15 protein-coding genes are annotated in these 21,464 nt (G+C 71.8%); 7 read left to right on the top strand and 8 right to left on the bottom strand.

Features of this window, described 5'->3' with window-relative positions; genetic code table 11:
* Nucleotides 1–211: 211 nt before the first annotated feature.
* A complete protein-coding gene (locus tag ACH414_RS31145; protein WP_382544305.1) occupies nt 212–1,051 on the top strand; it encodes a GntR family transcriptional regulator in 840 nt (279 codons plus the stop codon).
* A 126-nt stretch (nt 1,052–1,177) separates the two neighbouring features.
* On the opposite strand, the gene ACH414_RS31140 is transcribed toward ACH414_RS31145, so the two are convergent.
* The 8 genes from ACH414_RS31140 to ACH414_RS31105 form a co-directional block, all read right to left on the bottom strand.
* Complete coding sequence (locus tag ACH414_RS31140) at nt 1,178–5,482, bottom strand: discoidin domain-containing protein (RefSeq protein ID WP_398944384.1); 4,305 nt, start codon at nt 5,480–5,482, stop codon at nt 1,178–1,180.
* Nucleotides 5,483–5,507: 25 nt separating this feature from the next.
* Nucleotides 5,508–8,885, bottom strand: a complete 3,378-nt coding sequence (locus tag ACH414_RS31135) for a CARDB domain-containing protein (protein WP_398944382.1) — start codon at nt 8,883–8,885, stop codon at nt 5,508–5,510.
* A 228-nt stretch (nt 8,886–9,113) separates the two neighbouring features.
* Nucleotides 9,114–10,130, bottom strand: coding sequence for a LacI family DNA-binding transcriptional regulator (locus ACH414_RS31130; protein ID WP_382544296.1), 1,017 nt, complete (start codon nt 10,128–10,130; stop codon nt 9,114–9,116).
* Nucleotides 10,131–10,227: 97 nt separating this feature from the next.
* Nucleotides 10,228–11,838, bottom strand: a complete 1,611-nt coding sequence (locus ACH414_RS31125; RefSeq protein WP_398944380.1) for a glycoside hydrolase family 13 protein — start codon at nt 11,836–11,838, stop codon at nt 10,228–10,230.
* A gap of 161 nt (nt 11,839–11,999) precedes the next feature.
* Nucleotides 12,000–12,875: a carbohydrate ABC transporter permease gene (locus ACH414_RS31120; protein WP_382544290.1), complete on the bottom strand. Its 876-nt coding sequence runs from the start codon at nt 12,873–12,875 to the stop codon at nt 12,000–12,002.
* Nucleotides 12,876–12,891: 16 nt separating this feature from the next.
* Complete coding sequence (locus tag ACH414_RS31115) at nt 12,892–13,854, bottom strand: carbohydrate ABC transporter permease (protein WP_382544287.1); 963 nt, start codon at nt 13,852–13,854, stop codon at nt 12,892–12,894.
* Between the two features lie 161 nt (nt 13,855–14,015).
* Entirely contained in the window at nt 14,016–15,434 is a 1,419-nt protein-coding gene (locus ACH414_RS31110; RefSeq protein ID WP_382544285.1) for an ABC transporter substrate-binding protein, read from the bottom strand.
* 389 nt (nt 15,435–15,823) lie between these two features.
* Nucleotides 15,824–16,732 (bottom strand): Rieske 2Fe-2S domain-containing protein, encoded by a 909-nt coding sequence (locus tag ACH414_RS31105; RefSeq protein ID WP_382544282.1) that lies wholly within the window; start codon nt 16,730–16,732, stop codon nt 15,824–15,826.
* A gap of 373 nt (nt 16,733–17,105) precedes the next feature.
* Between ACH414_RS31105 and ACH414_RS31100 the strand changes: the two genes are divergently transcribed.
* From ACH414_RS31100 to ACH414_RS31075, 6 genes are all read left to right on the top strand, one after another.
* Nucleotides 17,106–17,588: a DedA family protein gene (locus ACH414_RS31100; RefSeq protein ID WP_398944377.1), complete on the top strand. Its 483-nt coding sequence runs from the start codon at nt 17,106–17,108 to the stop codon at nt 17,586–17,588.
* A gap of 83 nt (nt 17,589–17,671) precedes the next feature.
* Entirely contained in the window at nt 17,672–18,052 is a 381-nt protein-coding gene (locus ACH414_RS31095; protein WP_386566969.1) for an FKBP-type peptidyl-prolyl cis-trans isomerase, read from the top strand.
* A gap of 116 nt (nt 18,053–18,168) precedes the next feature.
* Nucleotides 18,169–19,320: a hypothetical protein gene (locus ACH414_RS31090; protein ID WP_382544268.1), complete on the top strand. Its 1,152-nt coding sequence runs from the start codon at nt 18,169–18,171 to the stop codon at nt 19,318–19,320.
* 144 nt (nt 19,321–19,464) lie between these two features.
* Nucleotides 19,465–20,148 (top strand): hypothetical protein, encoded by a 684-nt coding sequence (locus ACH414_RS31085; RefSeq protein WP_398944375.1) that lies wholly within the window; start codon nt 19,465–19,467, stop codon nt 20,146–20,148.
* A 244-nt stretch (nt 20,149–20,392) separates the two neighbouring features.
* Nucleotides 20,393–21,040, top strand: a complete 648-nt coding sequence (locus tag ACH414_RS31080) for an RNA polymerase sigma factor (RefSeq protein ID WP_382544263.1) — start codon at nt 20,393–20,395, stop codon at nt 21,038–21,040.
* Nucleotides 21,037–21,429 carry a hypothetical protein gene (locus ACH414_RS31075; RefSeq protein ID WP_398944374.1) on the top strand — a complete coding sequence of 131 codons (393 nt, stop codon included), beginning with the start codon at nt 21,037–21,039 and terminating at the stop codon, nt 21,427–21,429. The genes ACH414_RS31080 and ACH414_RS31075 overlap by 4 nt, the downstream gene beginning before the upstream one ends.
* Nucleotides 21,430–21,464: the final 35 nt, after the last annotated feature.

The following is a 21,464-nucleotide window of genomic DNA, read 5'->3' as shown; positions in this document are numbered from 1 at the left end:
GTTACCCATCGGGGCTTACCAGTTGGCGCGGAGATGAAGGTGGCATAGACCAATGCGGTCGTCAACCCCGCCCGCAGCATGGGTATTTGCCGGGAGAAGGCCTACAGGCAGGGGCAGACCGTCAGGCCTGTGCGACTACATCAACCTGACCACTTGACCAGTTACAGTTGGCCGGAGAGCCTGACGACGAGGACGAGGAACGAGAGCCCGTATGGAGATCGACGCGGCCGCCTCCGGCGCGATGCTCAAGCGTGAGCGGGTCCGTGACGCGATCCTCGAGCTCATCGAGGCGCGACGCCCCGGTGACGCCATCCCGTCCGAGCGCGCCCTGTGCTCCACGCTCGGGGTCTCGCGCCCCACGCTGAGGGCGGCGGTCGACGAGCTGGTCGTCGCCGGGCTCCTCGTCCGCGAGCACGGGCGGGGCATGTTCGTGGCCGCGGAGAAGATCACGCAGGAGCTGGTCTCCGAACGGAACGCCTTCAGCCTGCCGCGGGCCGGCGGGGTGTGGACCAGCCGGCTGCTGGAGTTCAGCACCCTGCCGGCCGGCGCGCGCGTCAGCCGCAAGCTCCGCGTCTCCCCCGCGGCCGAGATCCTCTATGTCGCCCGGCTGCGCCTCGTGGACGGCTCCCCCATGGCGATCGAGCACCTGCACATCCGGGCGGACCTGGCCCCCGGCCTGACCAGCGGCGAACTGGAGCAGGGCGACCTCTACGAGCACCTGCGCGACCGGCACGGGGTCCAGGTCGACGAGGCGGTGCAGTCGATCGAGCCCACCGTCGTCACCCGGGCCGAAGCCGACCTGCTCGACGTGCCCGAGCTGTCCCCCGCGCTCCTCTTCGAGCGGCTCACGACCGACACCCGCGGCCGGGCGGTGGAGTACGTCCACTCGCTCTATCGCGGCGACCGCTACCGGATCGTCTCCCGCCTCAGCCTCGGCGAGGCGCGCCCCACGGCGGACGAGGGCCACCATCCGGGCATCCCCCCGGGGGACTTCGCCGGGGGCGACCCCGTCAGCTTCTCCACCCGAGGCGTCGTCCAGCAGCACACCTGAAACGCGGGGCGGGGCGGAACGGCCCGGGCCCTGTCGGCCCGGCCGTCCCGCCCCGCCCCTGGGTCAGCCCCGATCACCAGCGGTCAGTCTCGATCGCCGGCGGTCAGCAGCAGTCGGCTCCCTCACTCAGCAGGGATTGACGGTCAGCTTGAAGGTGCTGGTGAGGTTGCGGATGTTCTCTGCGTTGTCCTTCGTCCGCAGGCAGTTGATGGTCGCCTCGCCGACCGCCGGGCCCTGCCCGGGCTCGGGCAGCTCGTTCACCCAGACGCCGTATCCGGACTTGGCGTCCCAGGCGTCACCGCTCTTGCGTGCCCCGGAGATGGAGATGTCGGTGAGGACGGTGTCCTTGACCGGGTTCTCCGGCTGGCCGCCCGCGCCGTACTTCGTCTGGAACATGATCCCGCTGTAGGTGGGATCGACGATGTCGACGTGGTTGACGCGGATGCCCTGGAAGACCTTGGACGCGGAGAACAGCCAGATGCCCGGGAAGGTCTGGTCTCCCCAGAAGTGGCCGCCGGCCCGCACGACCGAGATGTTCTCGAACGTCGTCGGATCGCTCCCGAAGCCGTTCATCGGATAGCCGAAGTCCAGCGACGAGATGGTGATGCCCGCGTAGACGAGCGTGTCGGCGATGTGGATGTTGCGGAAGGTGTTGTGGTAGCCGCCGTACACGGCGACTCCGGCCGCCCGCCAGGTCAGGGTCGTGCTGAGGTTCTCGTAGACGTTGTTCTTCATGTCCGCGCCGCCCGCGTCGATCGCCGAGAACAGCGCGAAGCTGTCGTCGCCGGTGGCCCGGGCGTCGTTGTTGGACACGAGGTTGTCCGTGGAGCCGTTGGTCATGTTGATGCCGTCGGCGAACAGATCGCGGATCCGGGAGTTCCTGATCGTCATCCGGTCGGTGTTGGCGCCCCAGTAGAGGCACACCATGTGCTCGGTCCAGATGTCGTCGATGACGATGTCCGACACATTGGCGAAGTCGAACACCTTGCCCGGGCCGTCGATGCGCGAGGTGTAGTTGCCGAAGTAGGCGAAGCCCTTGAAGAGGGAGCCCTTGGCCGTCGCCTCGGCGCGGAAGCCGATGTCGGTGTTGTCCTGGGTCGTGGGGGCGTGGAAGCGGGCGTACCAGGGGCCGGCGCCGACGACCTTGACGGCCTTGCCGTAGACCTGGAACTTGCTCGACGTCTCGTAGTCGCCGGGCGGCAGGTAGACGCCCACGAGGGTGCCGGTGGTGTCCATGCGGACCCGGTCGAGGGCGTTCTGCACGTCCTGGTGGGTGAATCCGGCGGGCACGGCGTACGCCGCCGGGTCCGGGTTGGCCACCGGGGCGGCCTGCTCCAGGCTGACGAAGTCGATCGCGTAGTGCGCGGCGGTGTTGGCGGCGTCCTTCTGCAGCCGGATCCGGCTGCCGGCCGGGACGGTCTCGCCGAGCAGGAGGTGCGCCTCGTCGTAGATGTGCCGCGGGGCTCCGGCGCCCGGGGAATTGCCGGGCGAGGCCTCGGCGCCGTACAACCAGGCGTACTTCGAGGTCAGCGGAATGCTCTTCTTGAACACGCCGTCGACGTAGAGGTTGAGGGTGGCGTCGGTGCCGCCGCCGCCCGCGGCGTCGGGGATGGAGAAGCGGGTCACCAGGGTGTTGGTGGCGGCGCGGGTGGTGAACTCGACGTACTCGCCGGTCGCGTCCAGGTTCACCGCCCGGCGGCCGGAGGCCTCGCCGTCGATCGTGCCGATCGCCCGGCCGGGACCGACGACGCCGGCTCCGCCACCGACGGTGCCGTCCTCGGCCTCGTACATGTCGTACGGCATGTCGGCACCGCGGCCGACGAACAGCGGGCGGGTGGAGGTGTTGTTCTCCCGCTTGACCGGGAGCTCGTTGGCGTCGTCGGCGATGACGGTCCGCACGGTGTACGAGCCGTTCGCGGCGGTCCAGGGGCCCAGGCTCACGGTGGCCGTGGCCCCGGCGGCGATGACGCCGCTGTGGCTGCCGTTGAGGGTGGTGACGGTGGCGCCCTTGTCGTCGACGAGGGCGAGGGTCACGGCGTGGGCGCCGTCGGCGGTCGGCTGGTTGCCCTGGTTCTTCACCGCGACCTTGAAGGTGACGGTGTCGCCCGCGGCCGGGCTGGAGGGGGTCGTGGTCACGCCGGCGGTGACCAGGTCGGCGCTCTGGACGGGCTTGACGACCAGGGCGGTGGGCCGGGTGTAGGTGTTGTCGGTCTCGTTCTGCTCGATGACCTCGTTCGCCGCGTCGGCGACCGCGCTCAGCTCGTACGAGCCGGCCTCGCGGGCGCCGATGTCGGCGCTGACGGTGGTTTCGGCACCGGGCGCGAGGGCGCCGACGGGCACGGTGGCGACGGTGCTGCCGCCGAGCCGCAGGGCGGTCCTGCTCGCGGCGGCGGCGGACGGTCCGCTGTTGCGCACGGTCGCCGAGACGGTGATCCGGTCGGATTCCACGGGAGCGGCGGGGCTGCTGGTCAGCCCGGTGACGGTGAGGTTCGGGTTGGGGGCGGGGACGCCGACGACCTGGAACTCGGCGAGCTGGCCGGCCGGCGCGCCGGTGTTGGCGGTGAACCGCAGCCGGACGTCGGCGACCCGGGCGGAGACCGGGACGGTGACGGTGTTGCCGCTCGCCGGGTTGAAGTCGTAGCTCTTCGCGGCGACGAGGGTGGTGAAGGCGGTGGCGTTCTGCTCGCGGCCGAGGACCTCGACGGTCTGGGAGCGGGCCTGCCAGGCCTGGTCCGGGTTGAGCTTCAGGACGAGCCGGTCGAGGTCGGCGTTGGAGCCGAGCTTCACGGTGAGGGTCTGCGGATAGCTGCCGCCCGCGCCCTCCCAGTAGGTGGCGGTGTCGTTGTCGTTCGCGTTCGCGGCCACATAGGTGTGGACGGTGGAGGAGGCCTCGATGGGCTTGCCGACCGCCAGGTCGGAGCCCGTGCCGCCGCTGCCGTTGCGGGTCACCTTGTTGCTCGCGCCCGAGCGGTTGCCGGCCGCGTCCTTGGCTCGGACGTGGTAGGTGACGGTGCTGGTGGTGGGCTGGGTGTCGGTGTACGTGGTGACGTCACCGCCCACGGTGGCGCGCAGGGTGTCGTTCGCGTACACCTCGTAGCCGGTCACGCCGACGTTGTCGGTGGCGGCGGTCCAGGTCAGCCGGATCTGGCCGGTGGCGGGCTCGGTGTACGCCAGGTTCGCGGGCGTGGTCGGGGCCTGGGTGTCGCCGGCGTCGCCGACGCGCGTGACGGTGTTGCTGTCGCCGGACTGGTTGCCTGCGGCGTCCCGGGCCCGCACCCGGTAGGAGACGGTCTGGTTCGCGGGCCTGTTGTCGGTGAACGTGGTGACGTCGCCGGCGAGGCTCGTGAGCAGGTCACCGTTGGCGTAGACGTCGTAGGCGGTGACGCCGGTGTTGTCGGTCGCGGCGTTCCACGTCAGCCGGATCTGGCCGGTGGCGGGCTCGGTGTAGGCGAGGTTCGCCGGGGCGGTCGGCGGCTGGGTGTCGCCGGTGGCGGGGCCGTAGATCTCCAGCTCGGCTATCTGGGCGGCGGGCTGTCCGGTGTTCGCGGTGACGAGGACCCGGAGGTAGCGCGTGGTGGTGGCGTTGAAGGTGAGGGTCGCCGTGTTGTCGTTCGTCGTGTCGAAGGCGTAGGCGCGGGAGGCGGTCAGGTCGGTGAAGTCGGTGCCGTTGGTGCTGCCCTGGATCTTCAGGGTCTGGCTGCGCGCGCCCCAGCCGGCGGGCAGCCGCAGCACGACACGGTCCACGGCGAGGGAGGCGCCGAGGTCCGCCTGGAGCCACTGGGGCAGGGCGTTGTTGGTGCTCTCCCAGTAGCTGGCCCGGTTGCCGTCGTTGGCGTTGGCGGCGGCGTACACGTCGGTGTGACCGGAGGCCGTGAGGGGCTTGCCCGCCGCGAGGTTGGTCGAGGACGCGGCGGCGGCGTGCACTTCGAGTTCGGAGAGCTGGGCGGCCTGCCATCCGGTGTTGGCGGTGACGGCGACGCGGACGTACCGGGTCAGGGTCGCGGGGAAGGCGACGGTGACGGTGTTCGCCGAGGCGGGGGCGAAGGTGTAGGTGGCGGAGTTCTTCAGGGTGGTGAAGCTGGTGCCGTCGGCGCTGCCCTGGATGGAGAGGGTCTGGTCTCGGCGCTCCCAGCCGGCGGGGAGCTTCAGGACGACCTCGTCGATCCGTTCGGTCTTGCCGAGGTCGGCCTGTACCCACTGGGGCAGGGCGCCGCCGGCGCTCTCCCAGTACGTGCTCTGGTCGCCGTCGGTGATGTGTGCGGCGCCGTAGGCGGCGAGCCCGCTGCTCGCCGCGGCGGGGTCGCCGAGCGCGATGTTCGGTCCGCCGGCCGCGTGGGCGGCCGTCAGGGGGCCGCCGAGCACGAGCAGGCTCGTCGCGACCACGGCGCTCAGGCCCCGTGATCTCCGGTTTCTCCAGGTGGGGGTCTTCATCGGTCCTCGCTTCTCGTGGGGGGGGTCAGTTGCGGTGGATGACGAACTGCGAGCCGGGTTCGACGCACACGTCGCCGTCGGCGGAGTCGGTGACGGCCACGCCGGTGAGGGTCGCGCTGCCGCGGGCGCCTCCCATGGCGAGCACACCGCAGCCGTTGACGGACCTGTCGATGCGGACGTTGTCGACCTTGACGTCCGGCATCGCGCCGCCGCCGGTCTTGAACTGGATGCCGTCGTACGTGGAGTCGTGGATGTCGGTGTCCCGGATGGTGACGCCGGGGATGTCCGGGCCCTGCGCGAACAGGGTGATGGCGCCGAACTCCTGGTCCTCGTTCCAGAACGCGCCGCCGGTGCGCTCCAGAGCGTTGTCGGCGATGAGCGTCCGCCCGGAGAACGGCAGCGGGTCGTGGTCGGTGGCCAGCATGATGCCGGGGTAGTTCATGGTGTCGGCGACGGTGTTGCGCTCGATGGTGTTGCCGTAGCCGCCGTAGACGGCAATGCCGTTGGCCCGCCAGGGCAGTTGGACGGTGTTGTTGCGGAAGTGGTTGTCGTGGCCGATGTCGACCGAGGTGTCCTTGACGTACTTGCTGGACCACACGGCGAGGGCGTCGTCGCCGGTGTTGCGGAAGGACGAGTTGTATACGGTCGAGTTGCGGGTGCCGTTGGCGAAGTTGATGCCGTCGGCGTAGGTGTCGCGGATGCGCATACCGGTGAACTCCAGGCCGTCGCCGGGGTTCCACAGCTCGGGGATGTTGGAGTAGTCGCGGCCGACCCAGACGCCGACGTTGGCGTGCTCGATCCAGACGTTGCTGATCTTCGTGTTCTTGCCGAAGCGGCCGTTGAGCCCGACGCCGCCCTCGGCGTCGCCGTCGCCGCCGCGGATGGTGCCGGAGCCGAGGATGGCGATGTCGGAGATCTTCGTGTTGTCGTCGATGTCGAAGCCGAAGTTGCCTTCGTGCGGGTGGTTGATGCCGCCGGCGAGCTGCGGCGGGGTGAGCGTGTAGAGCTGGGAGTGCCACATCCCGGCGCCGCGGATGGTGACGTCACGGATGCCGACCTGGTTGTGGGGGCCGCGGTCGAGCGGGTCGTCGGTCAGGATCTTCTGTTCCTGGCGCCACTGTCCCGCGGGAATCCACACGCAGGCGATGCGGCCGTTCTGGTCGTCGGTGACCGCCCGCTGGAGGGCGTCGGTGTCGTCGATGCCGTCGTTGGGAACGGCCCCGTACGCGGTGATGGAGGTGCACTCGGCGGGCTTGGGCGTCGGATCGGCGACCTGCTCCAGGTCGACGAGGTCGACGATGTGGAAGGCTCCGGTGTCGTCCGCGTCGCGCTGGAGGCGGAAGGTGGTGCCCGCGGGGTAGGAGGCGGTCAGCAGGGCGTGGGACTCGTCGAAGAGCCGGCGCGCGTCGCCGCCCGGGGTGTTGGTGAGGCCCTCGGGGGCGTCGGTGGTCCCGTAGAGCCAGCTGTGCTTGGAGGAGAGCGTCAGCTTGCGGACGAACCTGCCGTCCGCGTAGAGGCTGAGGGTCGTCTCGCGGCCGCCGCCGCCCGGGGCGTCGGGGACGGAGTTGCGCACGACGACGGAGTTGGCGGCGTTGGTGGAGGTGAACTCGACGAAGTCGCCGGTGGCGGCGAGGCGGACGGACTTGCGGCCGGAGGATTCGGTGGCGAAGTTGGTGTGGCCGAAGGTGCGCAGTTTGTCGGAGGTGAGGAGCGTGCCCTGGTAGCGCCCGTCCTCGGCCTCGTACTCGGTGTACGGCACGGCGGCGCCGCGGCCGACGACGAGGGTGCGGACGAAGACGTTGTTGGTCTCGTCGGTCTCGGTCAGCGTGCCGGTGGCGTCGGCGGCGGCGGTGAGGGTGGCGCCGCCGTCGGTGGCGGTCCAGGTGCCGGAGAGGGCGACGGCGGCGGTCCCTCCGGCGGCGAGGGCCGGGGTCGTGCCGTCGAGGGTGGTGGAGCCGACGGTCAGGCGGGTGACGGTGCCGGCCGGGACCGGGCTGGTGCCGCGGTTGTGGACGGCGACGGTGAAGGAGACCGGCGCGCCGGCCGCGGGTGCCGCCGGGTTCGGGGTGATGCCGGTGATCCGCAGGTCGGGGCCCGGGGTCTGGCGGACGGTCAGGGGGCCGTCCGCGGTGCGGCTGTTGTTGGTGTCGTCCAGTTCGGGGACGGTGTCCGTCGGGTCGACGACGGCGGAGACGGTGTACGTGCCCTGGGGGTGCCGGCCGACGGGGATGTCGAGTGTGGCGGAGGCTCCGGCGGCGAGGGCGGGGACCGGGCCTGAGCCGGCGACGGTGCCCTCGACGCTGACGGCGGCGGTCGTCGCGGGGGCCGCGGCGGTGCCGGTGTTGCGGACGGTGGCCCGGACGGTGACGGCGTCGGCCTCGGAGGGGGCGCCCGGGGACCAGGTGAGGTCGGTGACGACGAGGTCGGGCGCGGGGGCGGCCCTTCCGAGGACCTGGATCTCGGCGACCTGGGCGCCGGGGGCACCGGTGTTGGAGAAGAACGTCAGCCGGAGGTCCGCTGCGTGGCCGGTGACGGGGACGACGACGGTGTTCTGTCCCGTCGACGGGCTGAAGGCGTAGTCGGCGCGGGCCTTGAGGGTGGTGAACGCGGAGGCCGTACCGGCCCGTCCGAGGACTTCGAGGGACTGGGTACGGGGTCCCCAGACCTGGTCGGGGTTGAGTTTGAGCACCACCGCCTCGACGTCGGCGTCGGCGCCCAGCTTGACGGTCAGGCTCGACGGGAAGCCGGCCGACTCCCAGTAGGTGGCCGTGTCGCCGTCGTTGGCGTGGGTCGCGGAGTAGTTCTGGGTCGTGGACGTGGCCTCGACGGGCTTGCCGCGCGCCAGGTCGGTGCCGGAGGGGGGCGGGTCGACGGGACCCTGGCCGCCGTTCTCGCCGTACACCTCGAGCTCGGACAACTGGGCGGCGTTCCAGCCGGAGTTGGCGGCCACCTGGACTCGGACGAAGCGGGCCGTGGCGCTGGGCAGGTCGATGGGCACGGTGTTCGCAGCGGTCGGGTCGAAGGTGCGGGCCTGGGCGGTGGCGAGGGTGGTGAAGGAGTTTCCGTCGGTGCTGCCGAGGACGGCGAGGGTCTGGCTGCGGCCCTCCCAGGTGGTGGGCAGCTTCAGTGCGACGCGGTCCAGGGCGACCTGGGCACCGAGGTCGACCTGCACCCACTGGGGGAACGCTCCGGCCGGGCCCTCCCAGTAGGACTGCTGGCTGCCGTCGGTGACATGGGCCGCCGGGTATCCGTCGTGCGCGCCCTGGGCGGTCGCCGTTCGACCGAGGGCGAGGTTGGGCGGTGGCTCCGCGGCGTGGGCCGGGACGGGGAGCAGGCCGAGGGCGATCAGACCCGCCGTCAGCAGGCCCGCCCCCAGCCGCCTGAGCGGTTGCGTGGCTCTCATGGATGACCTTTCCACGATCTTCTGGACGAATTCTTGAGTGATTCTGTGCAGAGTTTGCGTGGTCGGGGCGACAGGTTTCTCCAGTGTGACGACTTTGTCAACGGCTCCTGTCGAGAGGGCAGCAAAAAGGCACCGGTGTCCTCGCCGCGGGGCGGCGGGACACCGGTGCCGGTGAAGGAGCGTTGCGGAGCAGGGTGCCGGGCGCCCGGGATCAGCGGGCGGGCGGGATCAGCGGGCGGGCGAGGACGGCGGTGCGGTGGAGCCGCGGACGACGAGCTCGGGCTCGAAGAGCAGCTCGCCCGGGTGGGCCCCGCTTCCCTGGATCTGGGCGCACAGCAGGTCGACGGCCGCGCGGCCCATCGCCTCGATGGGCTGGCGCACGGTCGTGAGCGGCGGCTCGGTGCAGGTCATGAAGGCGGAGTCGTCGAAGCCGACGACCGAGACGTCCCCGGGGACGGCGAGACCCCGGCGGCGGGCCGCCCTGATCGCGCCGAGCGCGAGCGGGTCGCTGCCGCACACGATGCCGGTGACCCCGCGCTGGAGGAGCCGGGTGGTCGCGGCCTGTCCTCCTTCGAGGGAGAAGATGGACCGCTCCACGAACTCGTCGGTCCACTCCGTGCCCGCTGCCGCGGCGGCGGCGCGGGCGGCGGCGAGCTTGCGGCGCGAGGGCACGTGGTCGGCGGGACCGAGGACCATCCCGATCCGCTCGTGGCCGAGCGAGGCGAGGTGGCGCCACGCCTGCTCGACGGCGACGGCGTCGTCACAGGCCACACAGGGGAAGTCGAGCCCCTCGATGGACGCGTTGACGAGGACGACGGGGATGTTGCGCTCGGCGAGGCGGTGGTAGTGGTCGTGCGGCGCGTCCGCCTGGGCGAACAGACCGCCGGCGAACACCACCCCGGAGACCTGCTGCTGGAGCAGCAGGTCCACGTAGTCCGCCTCGGAGACCCCGCCCTTGGTCTGGGTGCACAGCACGGGGGTGAGCCCCTGCTGGGCGAGGGCGCCCCCGATGACCTCGGCGAAGGCGGGGAAGATCGGGTTCTGGAGCTCCGGCAGGACCAGGCCGACCAGTCGGGCGCGCTCGCCGCGCAGCTGCGTGGGCCGCTCGTAGCCGAGGACGTCGAGCGCCGTCAGCACGGCCTGGCGGGTCGCCTCGGACACCCCCGGCTTGCCGTTGAGGACACGGCTGACCGTCGCCTCGCTGACCCCCACCTTCTTCGCCACCTGAGCAAGTCGTCGCGTCATGCGCGCAAGCGTAGCGCAAGTACTGCAAGCCGGTTGCGTCTTCTGGCGGCCTCAGGGCGGATTCACGACGCAAGCGCGCGACACCTCCCGACCCGCCTCAGTCATGGGTCGCTCTGAGCCACACCGCGGTGTCCCGGGGCAGCCTCCCTTCGGCGTCCAGCGGGTCGCTGGTGAGGAGCAGGCGATCGTACGGCGGGAGGTCCGCGGGCGCGTCGGAGAGGTTGACGACGCAGACGAGGCCGTCGGTGCGGGCCAAGGACAGCACGCCCGCGGGGGCGGGCAGCCAGGTCAGGGAGCCGTCGCCGAAGCCCGGCTCGCCCCGGCGGAGCCGGAGGGCCTCGCGGTAGAGGGAGAGCATCGAGTCGGGGTCGGCGCGCTGGCGGTCGACGGCGTAGCCCGCCCAGTCGGCGGGCTGCGGCAGCCAGGGAGCGGCTCCGCCGAAGCCGTAGGCCGGCGCCTCGGCCTCCCAGGGCAGGGGGACGCGGCAGCCGTCGCGGCCCGGGTCGGTGCCACCGGATCGGAAGTGCATCGGATCCTGGATCCGGTCGAGCGGGATGTCGGCCTCGGGGAGGCCCAGTTCCTCGCCCTGGTAGAGGTAGACGGAGCCGGGCAGGGCGAGGGTCAGCAGGGCGGCGGCGCGGGCTCGTCGGGTGCCCAGGGCGAGGTCGGCGGGGATGCCGAAGCGTTTGGCGGCGAAGTCGAAGCCGGTGTCCTCGCGCCCGTACCGGGTGACCGTGCGGGTGACGTCGTGGTTGCACAGCACCCAGGTCGCCGGTGCGCCGACGGGGGCGTGCTCGGCGAGGGTGTCGTCGATGGCGCGCCGCAGCCGGTCGGGCTCCCAGGGGCAGGTGAGGAAGCTGAAGTTGAAGGCGGTGTGCAGCTCGTCGGGGCGCAGGTAGCGGGCGAAGCGCTCGGGGTCGGGCAGCCAGACCTCGCCGACGAAGACGCCCCCGTACTCGTCGGCGATCGCGCGCCAGGAGCGGTAGATGTCGTGGATCTCGTCGAGGTCGATGTACGGGTGGGGGTCGTGGCCCTCGACGAAGTCGGGCAGCTCGGGGTCCTTGGTGAGCAGGGCCGCGGAGTCGATCCGTACGCCCGCGACGCCGCGGGCGAACCAGAAGCGCAGGATCTCCTCGTGTTCCCGGCGAACGTCGGGGTGGGCCCAGTTGAGGTCGGGCTGCTCGGGGGTGAAGAGGTGGAGGTACCACTCGCCGTCGGGGACGCGGGTCCAGGTGCTGCCGGCGAACTGCGACGGCCAGTCGTTGGGAGGGAGTTCGCCGTGCGTCCCGCGCCCGGGGCGGAAGTGGAAGCGTGCGCGCTCGGGGCTGCCGGGTCCGGCGGCGAGTGCGGCCCGGAACCAGGGGTGCTGGTCGGAGACGTGGTTGGGGACGATGTCGACGATGACGCGGATGCCGAGCTCGGCGGCCTCCGCGATGAGCTTCTCGGCCTCCTCCAGGGTGCCGAAGGCCGGGTCGACGGCCCGGTAGTCGGCGACGTCGTAGCCTCCGTCGACCATCGGGGAGGCGTACCAGGGGGTGAACCAGACGGCGTCGACGCCGAGTTCGGCGAGATAGGGCAGTCTCGCCCGGACGCCCGCGAGGTCGCCGGTGCCGTCGCCGTCTCCGTCGGCGAAGCTGCGGGGGTAGACCTGGTAGATGACGGCGTCGCGCCACCAGTCGGCGGTGCGGGGCGGGAGAGGGGCTGCCACGGGGCGTTTCCTTTCGGGCAGGACGGGTTCTTCGCCGCCGCCCCGGTGGCGCTGCGGGGCGGTGGTGGCCGGGACGGCGGCGAAGGCTTCGGGAGGAGGTGCGGTGCGGGGGTCGGCGGGACGGCGCCGCATGGGGCCGGGCTGCCGGGGTGGGCCCGGCGTCAGCCCTTCAGACCGCCCGCGGTCAGCCCGCTCATGATGTTGCGCTGGAAGACCAGGAAGACGATCAGCGTCGGCAGCGAGGCGATGGTCAGGGCGGCGATGAGGACGTTCACGGGGACGCCGTTGGACAGCGAGTAGATCCCGACGTTGAGCGTCTGCTTGGTGGGGTCGGGCAGGGTCAGCATCGGCCAGAGGAAGTCCTTCCAGACCCCGACGACCGCGAAGATCGACACGACGCCGAGGACGGGCCGCGAGATCGGCAGCACGATGGACCAGAGGATCCGCATCGGGCCGGCGCCGTCCATGGAGGCGGCGTCGAGGAGTTCCCTGGGGACGGAGTCGAAGAAGCGCTTCAGCAGGAAGATGTTGAAGGCGTTGGTGACGGAGGGCAGCCAGATCGCCCAGGGGGTGTTGAGCAGGTTGCGCTCGACGACGGGCACGTCGAGGACGGTGAGGTACTGGGGTACGACGAGGACGGTCGCCGGGATCATGAGCGTCGCGAGCATCATGCCGAGGATGGCCTTGCCGAGTACGGGGCGCAGTTTGGACAGCGAGTAGGCGGCGGCGACGTCGAGGACGAGCTGGAAGGCGAGGGCGCCGAAGGCGTAGTAGAGGGTGTTGAGGAGCAGGGAGGACAGGTCCATGACCTCCCAGGCGCGGCTGTAGTTGTCCGGTGCGAAGGTCCCGGGCAGCAGGGTCGGGGGGGTCCGGATGACCTCCTGGGCGTCCTTGAATCCGCTGGAGACGAGCCAGTACAGGGGCCCGAGGAAGACGAGGCTGAACCCGCCGACGACCAGGGCGAACACGGTCCAGTAGAGGACCTTGCCGCGGGGCCGGGCGAGCCGGGCCGGCGAGATGAGGGTGCGTGTGGACATGGTGGTCTCCCCCGGCCTACGCGTCCTCGGCGCGGCTGAGCTTCACGTACGCGGCCGAGAAGCCGGCCAGGAGTACGAGCAGGAGCAGGCCGAGCGCCGCCGCGGCACCGTAGTTGTTGAAGTTGAAGGCGTACTGGTAGATCAGGTAGACGACGGTCGTGGTCGAGCCCTCGGGGCCGGCGCCGCCGGTGAGCAGGAACGGCTCGACGAACACCTGCATGGTCGCGATGACCTGCATGAGCAGCATCAGCGACAGGACCAGCCGGGTCTGCGGGATGGTCACGTGCCAGATCCGGCGGAGCAGTCCGGCGCCGTCGAGCTCGGCCGCCTCGTACAGCTCGCCGGGGATGGACTGGAGCGCGGCGAGGTAGATGAGGGCCGCGCCGCCCATGTTCATCCAGGTCGAGGCGATGACGACGGACAGCATGGACAGGCCGGGGTCCTGGAGCCACTGCTGTTCCGGCAGGTGCAGGAAGCGCAGCAGCTCGTTGAGGAGCCCGTATCCGGGGTCGTAGAGGTACTTGAAGAGCAGGACGGAGGCGACCGGCGGCAGCATCACGGGCAGGTAGACGAGGAGCCGGAGGTACCCCTGGCCGTGGTGGAGCTCGTTGATGACGATCGCCACGACGAAGGGCACGGCGAAGCCGAAGACCAGGGCGAGCACGGTGAACAGGAGGGTGTTGCGCCAGGCCTGCCCGAAGGCGGGGTCGTTGAAGACGGTGGCGAGGTTGTCCAGGCCGACCCAGGTGGTGTGTCCGCTCTCGGTCTTCTGGAAGGCCAGGAGGAACTCCCTGACCATCGGGTACCAGGAGAAGACGGCGAAGCACAGGACCGCGCCGATGAGGAAGGCGTGGGCGGTCAGGTTGCGCCGCAGGGTCCTGGCGAACCCGCCGCCGGCTGTGCCGGGCCCCGCCACGGGCGGCGGGGAGGCGGGGCGGGCGGGTCCCGCCGTGGGCTGGGTCAGGCTGGGTGCCGACATCGTCGCTCCTTGGAGGACTGCTGCTGTACGGGGCGGGGTGCGGGCCGTGGGAGGGGCGGGGCGGCGCGGGCCGCGGGCCGGGCCGTGGTGGGCGGGGGCCGTGTCGTGGCGTGCGGGTCGCGCGGCCCCCGCCCCGGCGCCGGCCCCGCCCCCGGCCGCGGTCACGGGCCGGCGAGGACCTGGTTGACCTGCGTCTCCGCGGTGGCGAGGAGCTTGTCGACGTCGGCGTCCTCGTTGGTGAGGATGCCGGACATCACGTTGTCGAGGACCTTGTAGACCTCCTGGGCCTTCGGCGGCTCGGCCTTGCCCGCGACGGGGTTGTCCATGAACGTCTTGAAGTTGGCGACGGGCATGGTGGCGTTGGCGGCGCGGGCGGCGTCGTCCTTGGCCTTGGCGTCGCCCAGCCAGAAGTTCGGCTGGGGGACGCCGACGGGCAGCCCGTCGGCCTTGGCGCGGGCCCAGTCGAACTGCCCCTTGCCGACGGTGAGGTTCTTGAAGTTCAGCCAGGCGACGGCAGCCTTGATCTTGTCCGGGGAGATCCCCTTCTTGACCATGTAGTTGTTGCCGCCGGCGAGGGTGTTGCGGCCGCCGGGGATCGGCCCCATGCCGAAGTTGGCGTACTTCGCGCCGAGTTGCTGGACCATGTACGCGATGTCGTCGGGTGCGGCGAGGAACATGCCGAGCTTGTCGGTGGCGATCTGCTTCTGCAGGTCGCCCCACTTGAGCAGCTGGGTCTTGCCCATGCTGTCGTCCTCCCAGCGCATGGCGTGGAGGTTCCTGGCTATCTGCCTGCCGAGGTCGTTGTTGAACGCGGCCTTCTTTCCGCTCGCGTCGACGACGTCGCCGCCGAGGCTGTACATCTGCGCGGTGAAGTGCCAGCCGCCGGTGTTGCCGGCGCTGTACTCGCCGAAACCGGCGATGCCGTCGCCCAGGGCGGCGATCTTCTTCGCCGCGGCGCGGACCTCGTCCCAGGTGCGCGGCGGGTTGTCCGGGTCGAGCCCGGCGCGCTTGAACAGCGAGCGGTTGACCAGCAGCCCCATGGTGTAGTTGCTGGTGGGCAGGCCGTACAGCTTGCCGTCGTGCTTGAGGGAGCCGAGCACGTTCGGGTCGATGTCCTTGAGCAGCGGCACGGTCTTGTCGTTGACGTAGGCGCTGATGTCCTCGGCGCCGGCCTCGGAGAGGACCTGCGGCAGGTCCGTGAAGTACGTGTAGAACACGTCCGGCTGGGACTTGGCCTTGAGCATCGCGGTGAACCGCGGCGGCTCCAGGCACTGGCCGGGGGTCGAGCGGCCCTCGATGGTGACGTTCGGGTACGTCTTGTTGAACGCGGCGACGTCCTCCTTCCACTCCTTCAGCTCGGCAGCCTTGGCCGCGGGCGGCATGCAGTCGATGGTGAGCGTCACCTTGGTCTTCGGGTCGAGCGGAGCGGACGGGTCGCCGGACCCGCTCCCCTGGGAAGCGCCCCCGCCGTCGTTGTCACTGCTGCTCGTGCCACAGGCGGCGAGCGCGGTGAGCGTCAGGGCGGAGACGAGGGCGACCGCGCTGGCGCGGCGGGTACGGCGGAGCCGGGCACTTCTCATCGGGTGGTCCCCTTCGGGCATGAACGTGGAGGTCGCCCCGGGGCCGGTTGCGGCGGGTGCGGTGCGGGGCGCGGCACACTCAACCATCCACGACACGGGGACGCAAGATGTCGCGCAGATTTCGCAATTGCCTGACAGTCAGGCCTTGGAGGACGGAGGAGGACCCTGAAGGCCTTGCCGAGCTGGAGCGATGTGGGGTGCACAAAGAAAAGGCGGGCAACGCCCGCCTCATATATCTGCTGCAGTCTTACGACCTGACGTCAGTTTCTTGCGTGATGCGGGCCGGCAGACAGGGCCGAACATCCCCTTACCGGACAGCTGCCCGCGGGCGGTCGGGCCCGCGGGCAGTCAGGTCAGGCGGCAGGTTTGGCGGTAGGTGGGGCGGTGGCTCAGGCCTCGCGCAGGCGGGCCTCGACACGCCCGTCGACGACGCGGGTGTCGAAGGCGGGCTGCGGGGCCGTGGCAGGGCCGGTGACGTTCCAGCCGTCGTCCAGGCGGAAGGTGCTGCCGTGCCACGGGCAGACCAGGCAGCCGTCCACGACCTGACCGTCCGACAGCGGCCCCGCCATATGACTGCACCGCTCGGCGAGGACATGGGCGGCCTTGCCGTCCTCCGTCCGCACGACGACCACCGCGACCTCGCCGACGTGGCCGCGCCGCGGCCGCCCCGGCGGGAGGTCGGCGAGCGCCGCGACCGGATGCCAGCCGGGCGGGACGAGGGCGGGCACCTCTTCGGCGTGGTTGGCGCCGGCGGCCTGCCGATAGGCGAGGTGGCCGCCGATGGCACCGCCCGCGCCGACCGCGGCGAGGCCGCCCAGGCTCCAGAGCCGACCGCGCCAGTGGCGGCCACGGCACCGGGCCGTGAAGGACACCGCGTAACACACCACGCCCGTGACGTTGGCGGCCGCGTGGAGCAGTCCGACGCGTTGCTGCGGGCGCCGCAGTTCGGCCCAGTCGACCCAGCCGGCGAGGGCAGCGGGGGCCGCGCCCACGAGCCCGGCACCCACGAGCAGCCGCGACGCGCGCTGCCCGCCGGGCACCAGGTCGAGGACCGCGGCGGACAGCCAGGCCCCGAGCGGGAACTGGACGAGCAGCGGGTGCACGGGGTGTCCGAGCCACCGCCCGTGCAACGCGTCGCGCGCGCGGCCGAGCGGCAGACGCCGTACGGTGCCGCGCAGCACGTCGGAGAGACCGTCGGCGCGCGAGGAGTTCTCCAACCGTTCCATCGCCTTCAACACCCGCCCGGCCCCCTGGTCCGAGGGCAGGGCCGAGCGCAGGGCACGCGAGAAGCTGTTCATGCCGGGCGTGTAACCGGGGCGCGGGGACCGAAACGGGCCGGGCCCGTTCGCGTCGAGACAGAGGCCGCGCTCCGGCTCAGGTTCACCCCCGCCGGGCAGGATCCGAGGGCTTTCGGCCCGGGGGGTCGGCCCCTTGGGCCCGTGTCCGCCGGGTGCATGTTCGGTTAGGCTAACCTTGCTTGGCGTACAGGTGCGCGGGCGGGCAAGGTCGGAGTGCGCGCGGCAGGCGGAAGGCCGGCGGACGGAACGGGCAGAGGCGGGTCGCAGGTGAGAGACGTTGACCGGGCTGGTGCGCGTCGTGCCCGCCGGAGCGGAACGCCCCCGCACATGAGCAGCGCCGCCGGTTCCGACGCGGCGCCCGGGACGAGGCGCCGTGGATAAGATCGCCCTCACCGCCGGAGCGCTCTACGTCATCGTTCTGCTCCGCGCCGGAGGGACGTTCGCGGTCGGCTGGCTCGCCGGTGCCGGTGCCCGGCGCAGCAGGTTCGCCGGGCGGATGTCCTCGGCGAGGTTCCAGCGCGCCGAGCGGGCCATCCAGAGGTGGGGCGCGCCGGTGGTGGCCGTCTCCTTCCTGACCGTCGGCTTCCAGACCGCCGCCAACTTCCTCGCGGGCAGCATGCGCATGCCCTTGCCGCGCTACCTCCCCGCCCTGTTCGGCGGCGGGGCCGCCTGGGCCCTCCTCTACGCGACCGCCGGTCTGGGCGTCCTCCACGTGCTGGGAAGCCTCTTCTCCGAGCGGCCGGCCCTGGGGGTGTCCGTCGTGGGCGTCCTCCTTGTCGCGGCGTGCGGGGTCATCGCGTACCGCAGTCGGCGCGCGGCCCGGCCCGCGCGCGAGAGCGTGCCCCAGGAGTCGTGATCCCCCACGGGCGGCCGCATAGAGTGATCGCGCGGGCGGCGCGCCCGCGTGGCGGCACCCGGTGGCGAGTGAGTGAGGCGGCAATGACGGAACCGACGAGGCCCGAGGTCGAACCGCCCCTTGGCGACGCCCCCACCGAACTGACCGTCCGCGACCTCGTCGTCGGCGACGGGCCGGAGGCGAAGCCGGGCAGGGTCGTCCAGATCCACTACGTCGGCGTCACCCACGCGTCCGGCGAGGAGTTCGACGCCTCCTGGGACCGGGGCCGGCCGTTCAAGTTCGCCGTGGGCGGGGGCAGGGCGATCAAGGGCATGGACCGGGGGGTGAGGGGGATGAAGGTCGGCGGCCGGCGCGAGATCGTCGTTCCCCCGCGCCTCGGTTACGGCAACCAGTCGCCGTCCTCGTCGATTCCCCCGGGCTCGACGCTCGTCTTCGTCGTCGATCTGCTCTCCGTCGCGGTCTGACGCCCCCGCCGGGACGACGTCGCAGGCGATTCACGACGGCATCGACGGGGTACTGACACCCTCGCCCGGGCCGCGGACCATACTGGTCGAGCCCTGATCACTCACCGAACGGTTCCATGGCCAAGAACAGCACTTCATCGACCGCCGTACCCGACACCGCGTGGCTCGGGAGCGGGCGTCACCTCGGGCCCGAGCCCGAGCGGGACGTCCGGCGCAACCTGATCGCCCTCAAGGCGGCGCAGGTGATCGACGACTTCCTGGACCTCGACCCCGTCGAGGCGGCCCGCTCCACCGATCTGTACCCCCGGGACGCGTCCGCCGACCCCGGGCCGCTGGCCCGCCGCCTCTTCGAGGCCCGCTGGCGGGTGGCCGACGGCGTCACGGTGCGCGCGCAACTGACCACGTACGAGCCCGAGTCCCGTCGTGCGGACCGTGACGGTGTCCCCTGGGTCCTCGCCGCCGAGGCGGAGCGGGCGTGGGACGCGAGCTGGCCCTCGCCCGCGACCGTGTTCTGGCCCGACAGCGACCAGGTCGCCTGGGATCACGAGAAGGTGCCGGGGGTGCGTCTGCGGACCCCCAACCACCTGCCGAAGGACGACGACGAACTGCGGCGCCTGCTGCGCGCATGCACGCGGCAGAGCTGGTTCGTCCATGTCGTGGTGCACGAGGCGATGACCCCGGACGCCCTGGGACGGCGGCCGGTCACCGCGTTCCTGCCGCCGAGCCTGCGGCACCGGGTGGTCGAGCACCGGGCCACGCCCGACCAGGCGCTCACCGCGGACTTCGCCATGAAGCGCGAGCTGGGCGTCGGCATCCCGCGCGGCGGAGCCGTCGTCCTGCCCCTCACACCACAGGTCCCGGGCTACGACGCCGAACGCTTCACGGTGCGCAACGTCTTCCTCGACGGCACCGAACCGACCGAACTCCTCGACAAGGTCAAGGAGTTCGCCGCCCTGCCACTGCCGATGCGGGCCGACGCCGAACAGGCGCTCACCCGGCTCCGGCAGGGCTGGCACCTGCTCACCCAGGACGAGGAGCTGGTCCACGCCCGCGCCATGGTCACCCGGTACGCCAAGGAGCTCGAAGCCATGACGGCGTCCTGCGACCTGTACCGCGAGGCGGCCGAGACGGCACTCGCCGCGCTCGCCGAGGCGAACGGCGGGGACGGGGTGCCCCGTACCCCCTCGCCGTCGGCGGCGAAGCAGGACGCCTCACCGTTGAAGACCCTCACGAAGACGTTCGGACTCTTCCGCAACCCGAACAGATAGCGGCCCGGTAAGGTGGTGATCTTCGGCCGGCGGAAGCCGGCCGGAGTCCCCCGAGGTGTGCCGACCCCGATGAACCCTGACGACACTTCCGCACGGCTCCGACTCGACCGGGCCCTGCACCACGTGGATGTCACGTTTCGCGGAATGACCGCGCGCGGCGACGAGACCCAGTGCGTCTGCCACTGGGGCGACCCGGAAGAACTCGCCCGGCTGAAGATTCCCGACGTGCTGCTCGACGCGAGCCTTCTCCGGCGCACCTGGACGGCGCCCGACTGGAAGGACCACGGTGCGGTGCTGCGCCGGATCCTGCCCCAGTTCGCCCGGGCGCTCGTCGACGGCCTGGTGGAGCCCTGGTTCGCGACGCACGAGATCGGACGTACTTTCGCGCGCGGGAAGTGGCGACAGTGGCCGGGGCGGCAGAGCGCGGCCGTCGAGGAGTTCCTGAACGCCTGGTGGGCGCACGCCCTCACCACACCGGATCCTGTCGTCCGCCCGTACGACCTCCTCGCGCTGTGTGCCGAGGCGTCCGGCACGCTCGGCCCGTGGCTCGGCACCTGGGAGGCGCTCGGGCACCACGTCGCCGACCGGCACCTGGTCGAAGCGGCCGCTCGATGGGAGGAGGACCTCCTGGGCGACGGGCTTCCCTGGGACGCGTGGGAGGGCGAGGAAACCTTGCGCGCCGAGCTTTCGGCCTGGCTGGTCCGCCACGCCCCGGCGCGTCTTCGGGCCGGGGGCGCTCCCGAGGAACTGCTGCACCGCATGCGGCTCCTCGGGCTCACCGGCCCCGACCGCTGGGAGGACCCGCACTGGCCCGATCTCGGCCGCTGAGACCGTTCGGCGTCCGAACCGGCCCGACCGCGGCCGGGGTGAATCCTTTTCGGGTCCCGCCGCCTCTAGTGGGTGCACCGGCCGGACGGGCCGGCGGAACCGGGAGGAACACCATGATGGTCACTGGCCTCGTACTGATCGCGGTCCTGCTCGTGGGCGCGTGCGGCCGGCACCTGATGCGGCGCTACAAGAGCCGTGTCTGACCGGCGCTTGTCCACGGACCGTCTGTGAAAGTGGGGAACCCATGAGCCAACGCTTCAGCTGGCCCGACGAGCGGTTGATCCAGGCCGCCCAGGGCGGTGACGTCAGCTCGCTGACCGCCGTCGTCATGAGATCGCAGCCCCATGTGCGCAGGTTCGCCCTGTCGCTGTGCGCCTCCCCGCAGGACGCGGAGGACGCGGCACAGGAGGCGCTGATCATCCTGTACCGGAAGATCGGCACCTTGCGGGCCACCGGAGCGCTTGCCTCCTGGATGTTCCGGATCGTGCGCAACGAATGCCTCCGGCAGGTACGGCTGCTCGTGGCGGGCCGCGACGAGCAGCCGGGCGAGCCGGAGGCGGGCGCGGAGCCCTCCGCCGAGGACGCGGTGCTGCGCAGGCTCGAGGCGGAGCGGATCGCGGCCGCCCTCGGCGCTCTGCCGCCCGACCAGCGGCGGGTGCTGATCATGCGGGACGTCCAGGGCCTGCCCGGCAGGACCGTGGCGCAGTCGCTCGGTGTGAGCACCTCCGCGATGAAGTCGAGGCTGCACCGGGCACGTACGGCACTGCGGGACGCGCTGGACGCACCCCACCTGCTCGCCGCCGCCCCGGTCGCCGACATCGCCGCCGACCGGACCGCGGCACGCGGCGCGGATCGGGTCGTCGGCCGCCCAGTCGAAGGAGACCGCCTGTGAAGAGCGGTGTGGACACCCCTGTGACGACCCTTGCGAAGCCCGTGGTGGAGACCGTGGTGACCACCGCGCGGCCCTCCCGGGGCACGACGCCCCCGACCGCCGCGCCCTCGCCTTCCCCGGCGCGCGATGCGAACTTCGCCAGCGCGTCCCTCCCCCGCCACCTGGCCCGCGGTGCCATCGGCTTCGGGCTGGTCATCGCCTCGGTCGCCGCGGTGCCCGTCGTCGGTCCCGTGATCCTGCTCGCGGCCGCGCCGGCGCTGATCGCCTTCCGCGGCTGCCCCGCCTGTTGGGCCGTCGGGCTCGCGCAGACCCTCTCCCGCGGCCGGCTGCGACGCCGGTGCGCGGACGGCGTCTGCACCCTGGAGAAGGCACCCGCGCCCACCCGTTGACACGGCCGGGCGCGGGAGGGGCGAGGGTCACCCCG

It is taken from the genome of Streptomyces sp. NPDC020422 (genome assembly GCF_044386705.1).
GTDB lineage: Bacteria > Actinomycetota > Actinomycetes > Streptomycetales > Streptomycetaceae > Streptomyces.
This window is presented reverse-complemented; position numbering and strand designations above follow the sequence as displayed.

Excerpts from the sequence above, each read along its gene's own strand:
- ACH414_RS31145 (WP_382544305.1), top strand. The coding sequence starts at position 212 with ATGGAGATCGACGCGGCCGCCTCCGGCGCGATGCTCAAGCGTGAGCGG.
- ACH414_RS31140 (WP_398944384.1), bottom strand. The coding sequence starts at position 5,482 with ATGAAGACCCCCACCTGGAGAAACCGGAGATCACGGGGCCTGAGCGCC.
- ACH414_RS31135 (WP_398944382.1), bottom strand. The coding sequence starts at position 8,885 with ATGAGAGCCACGCAACCGCTCAGGCGGCTGGGGGCGGGCCTGCTGACG.
- ACH414_RS31130 (WP_382544296.1), bottom strand. The coding sequence starts at position 10,130 with ATGACGCGACGACTTGCTCAGGTGGCGAAGAAGGTGGGGGTCAGCGAG.
- ACH414_RS31120 (WP_382544290.1), bottom strand. The coding sequence starts at position 12,875 with ATGTCCACACGCACCCTCATCTCGCCGGCCCGGCTCGCCCGGCCCCGC.
- ACH414_RS31115 (WP_382544287.1), bottom strand. The coding sequence starts at position 13,854 with ATGTCGGCACCCAGCCTGACCCAGCCCACGGCGGGACCCGCCCGCCCC.
- ACH414_RS31110 (WP_382544285.1), bottom strand. The coding sequence starts at position 15,434 with ATGAGAAGTGCCCGGCTCCGCCGTACCCGCCGCGCCAGCGCGGTCGCC.
- ACH414_RS31105 (WP_382544282.1), bottom strand. The coding sequence starts at position 16,732 with ATGAACAGCTTCTCGCGTGCCCTGCGCTCGGCCCTGCCCTCGGACCAG.
- ACH414_RS31095 (WP_386566969.1), top strand. The coding sequence starts at position 17,672 with ATGACGGAACCGACGAGGCCCGAGGTCGAACCGCCCCTTGGCGACGCC.
- ACH414_RS31090 (WP_382544268.1), top strand. The coding sequence starts at position 18,169 with ATGGCCAAGAACAGCACTTCATCGACCGCCGTACCCGACACCGCGTGG.
- ACH414_RS31085 (WP_398944375.1), top strand. The coding sequence starts at position 19,465 with ATGACCGCGCGCGGCGACGAGACCCAGTGCGTCTGCCACTGGGGCGAC.
- ACH414_RS31080 (WP_382544263.1), top strand. The coding sequence starts at position 20,393 with ATGAGCCAACGCTTCAGCTGGCCCGACGAGCGGTTGATCCAGGCCGCC.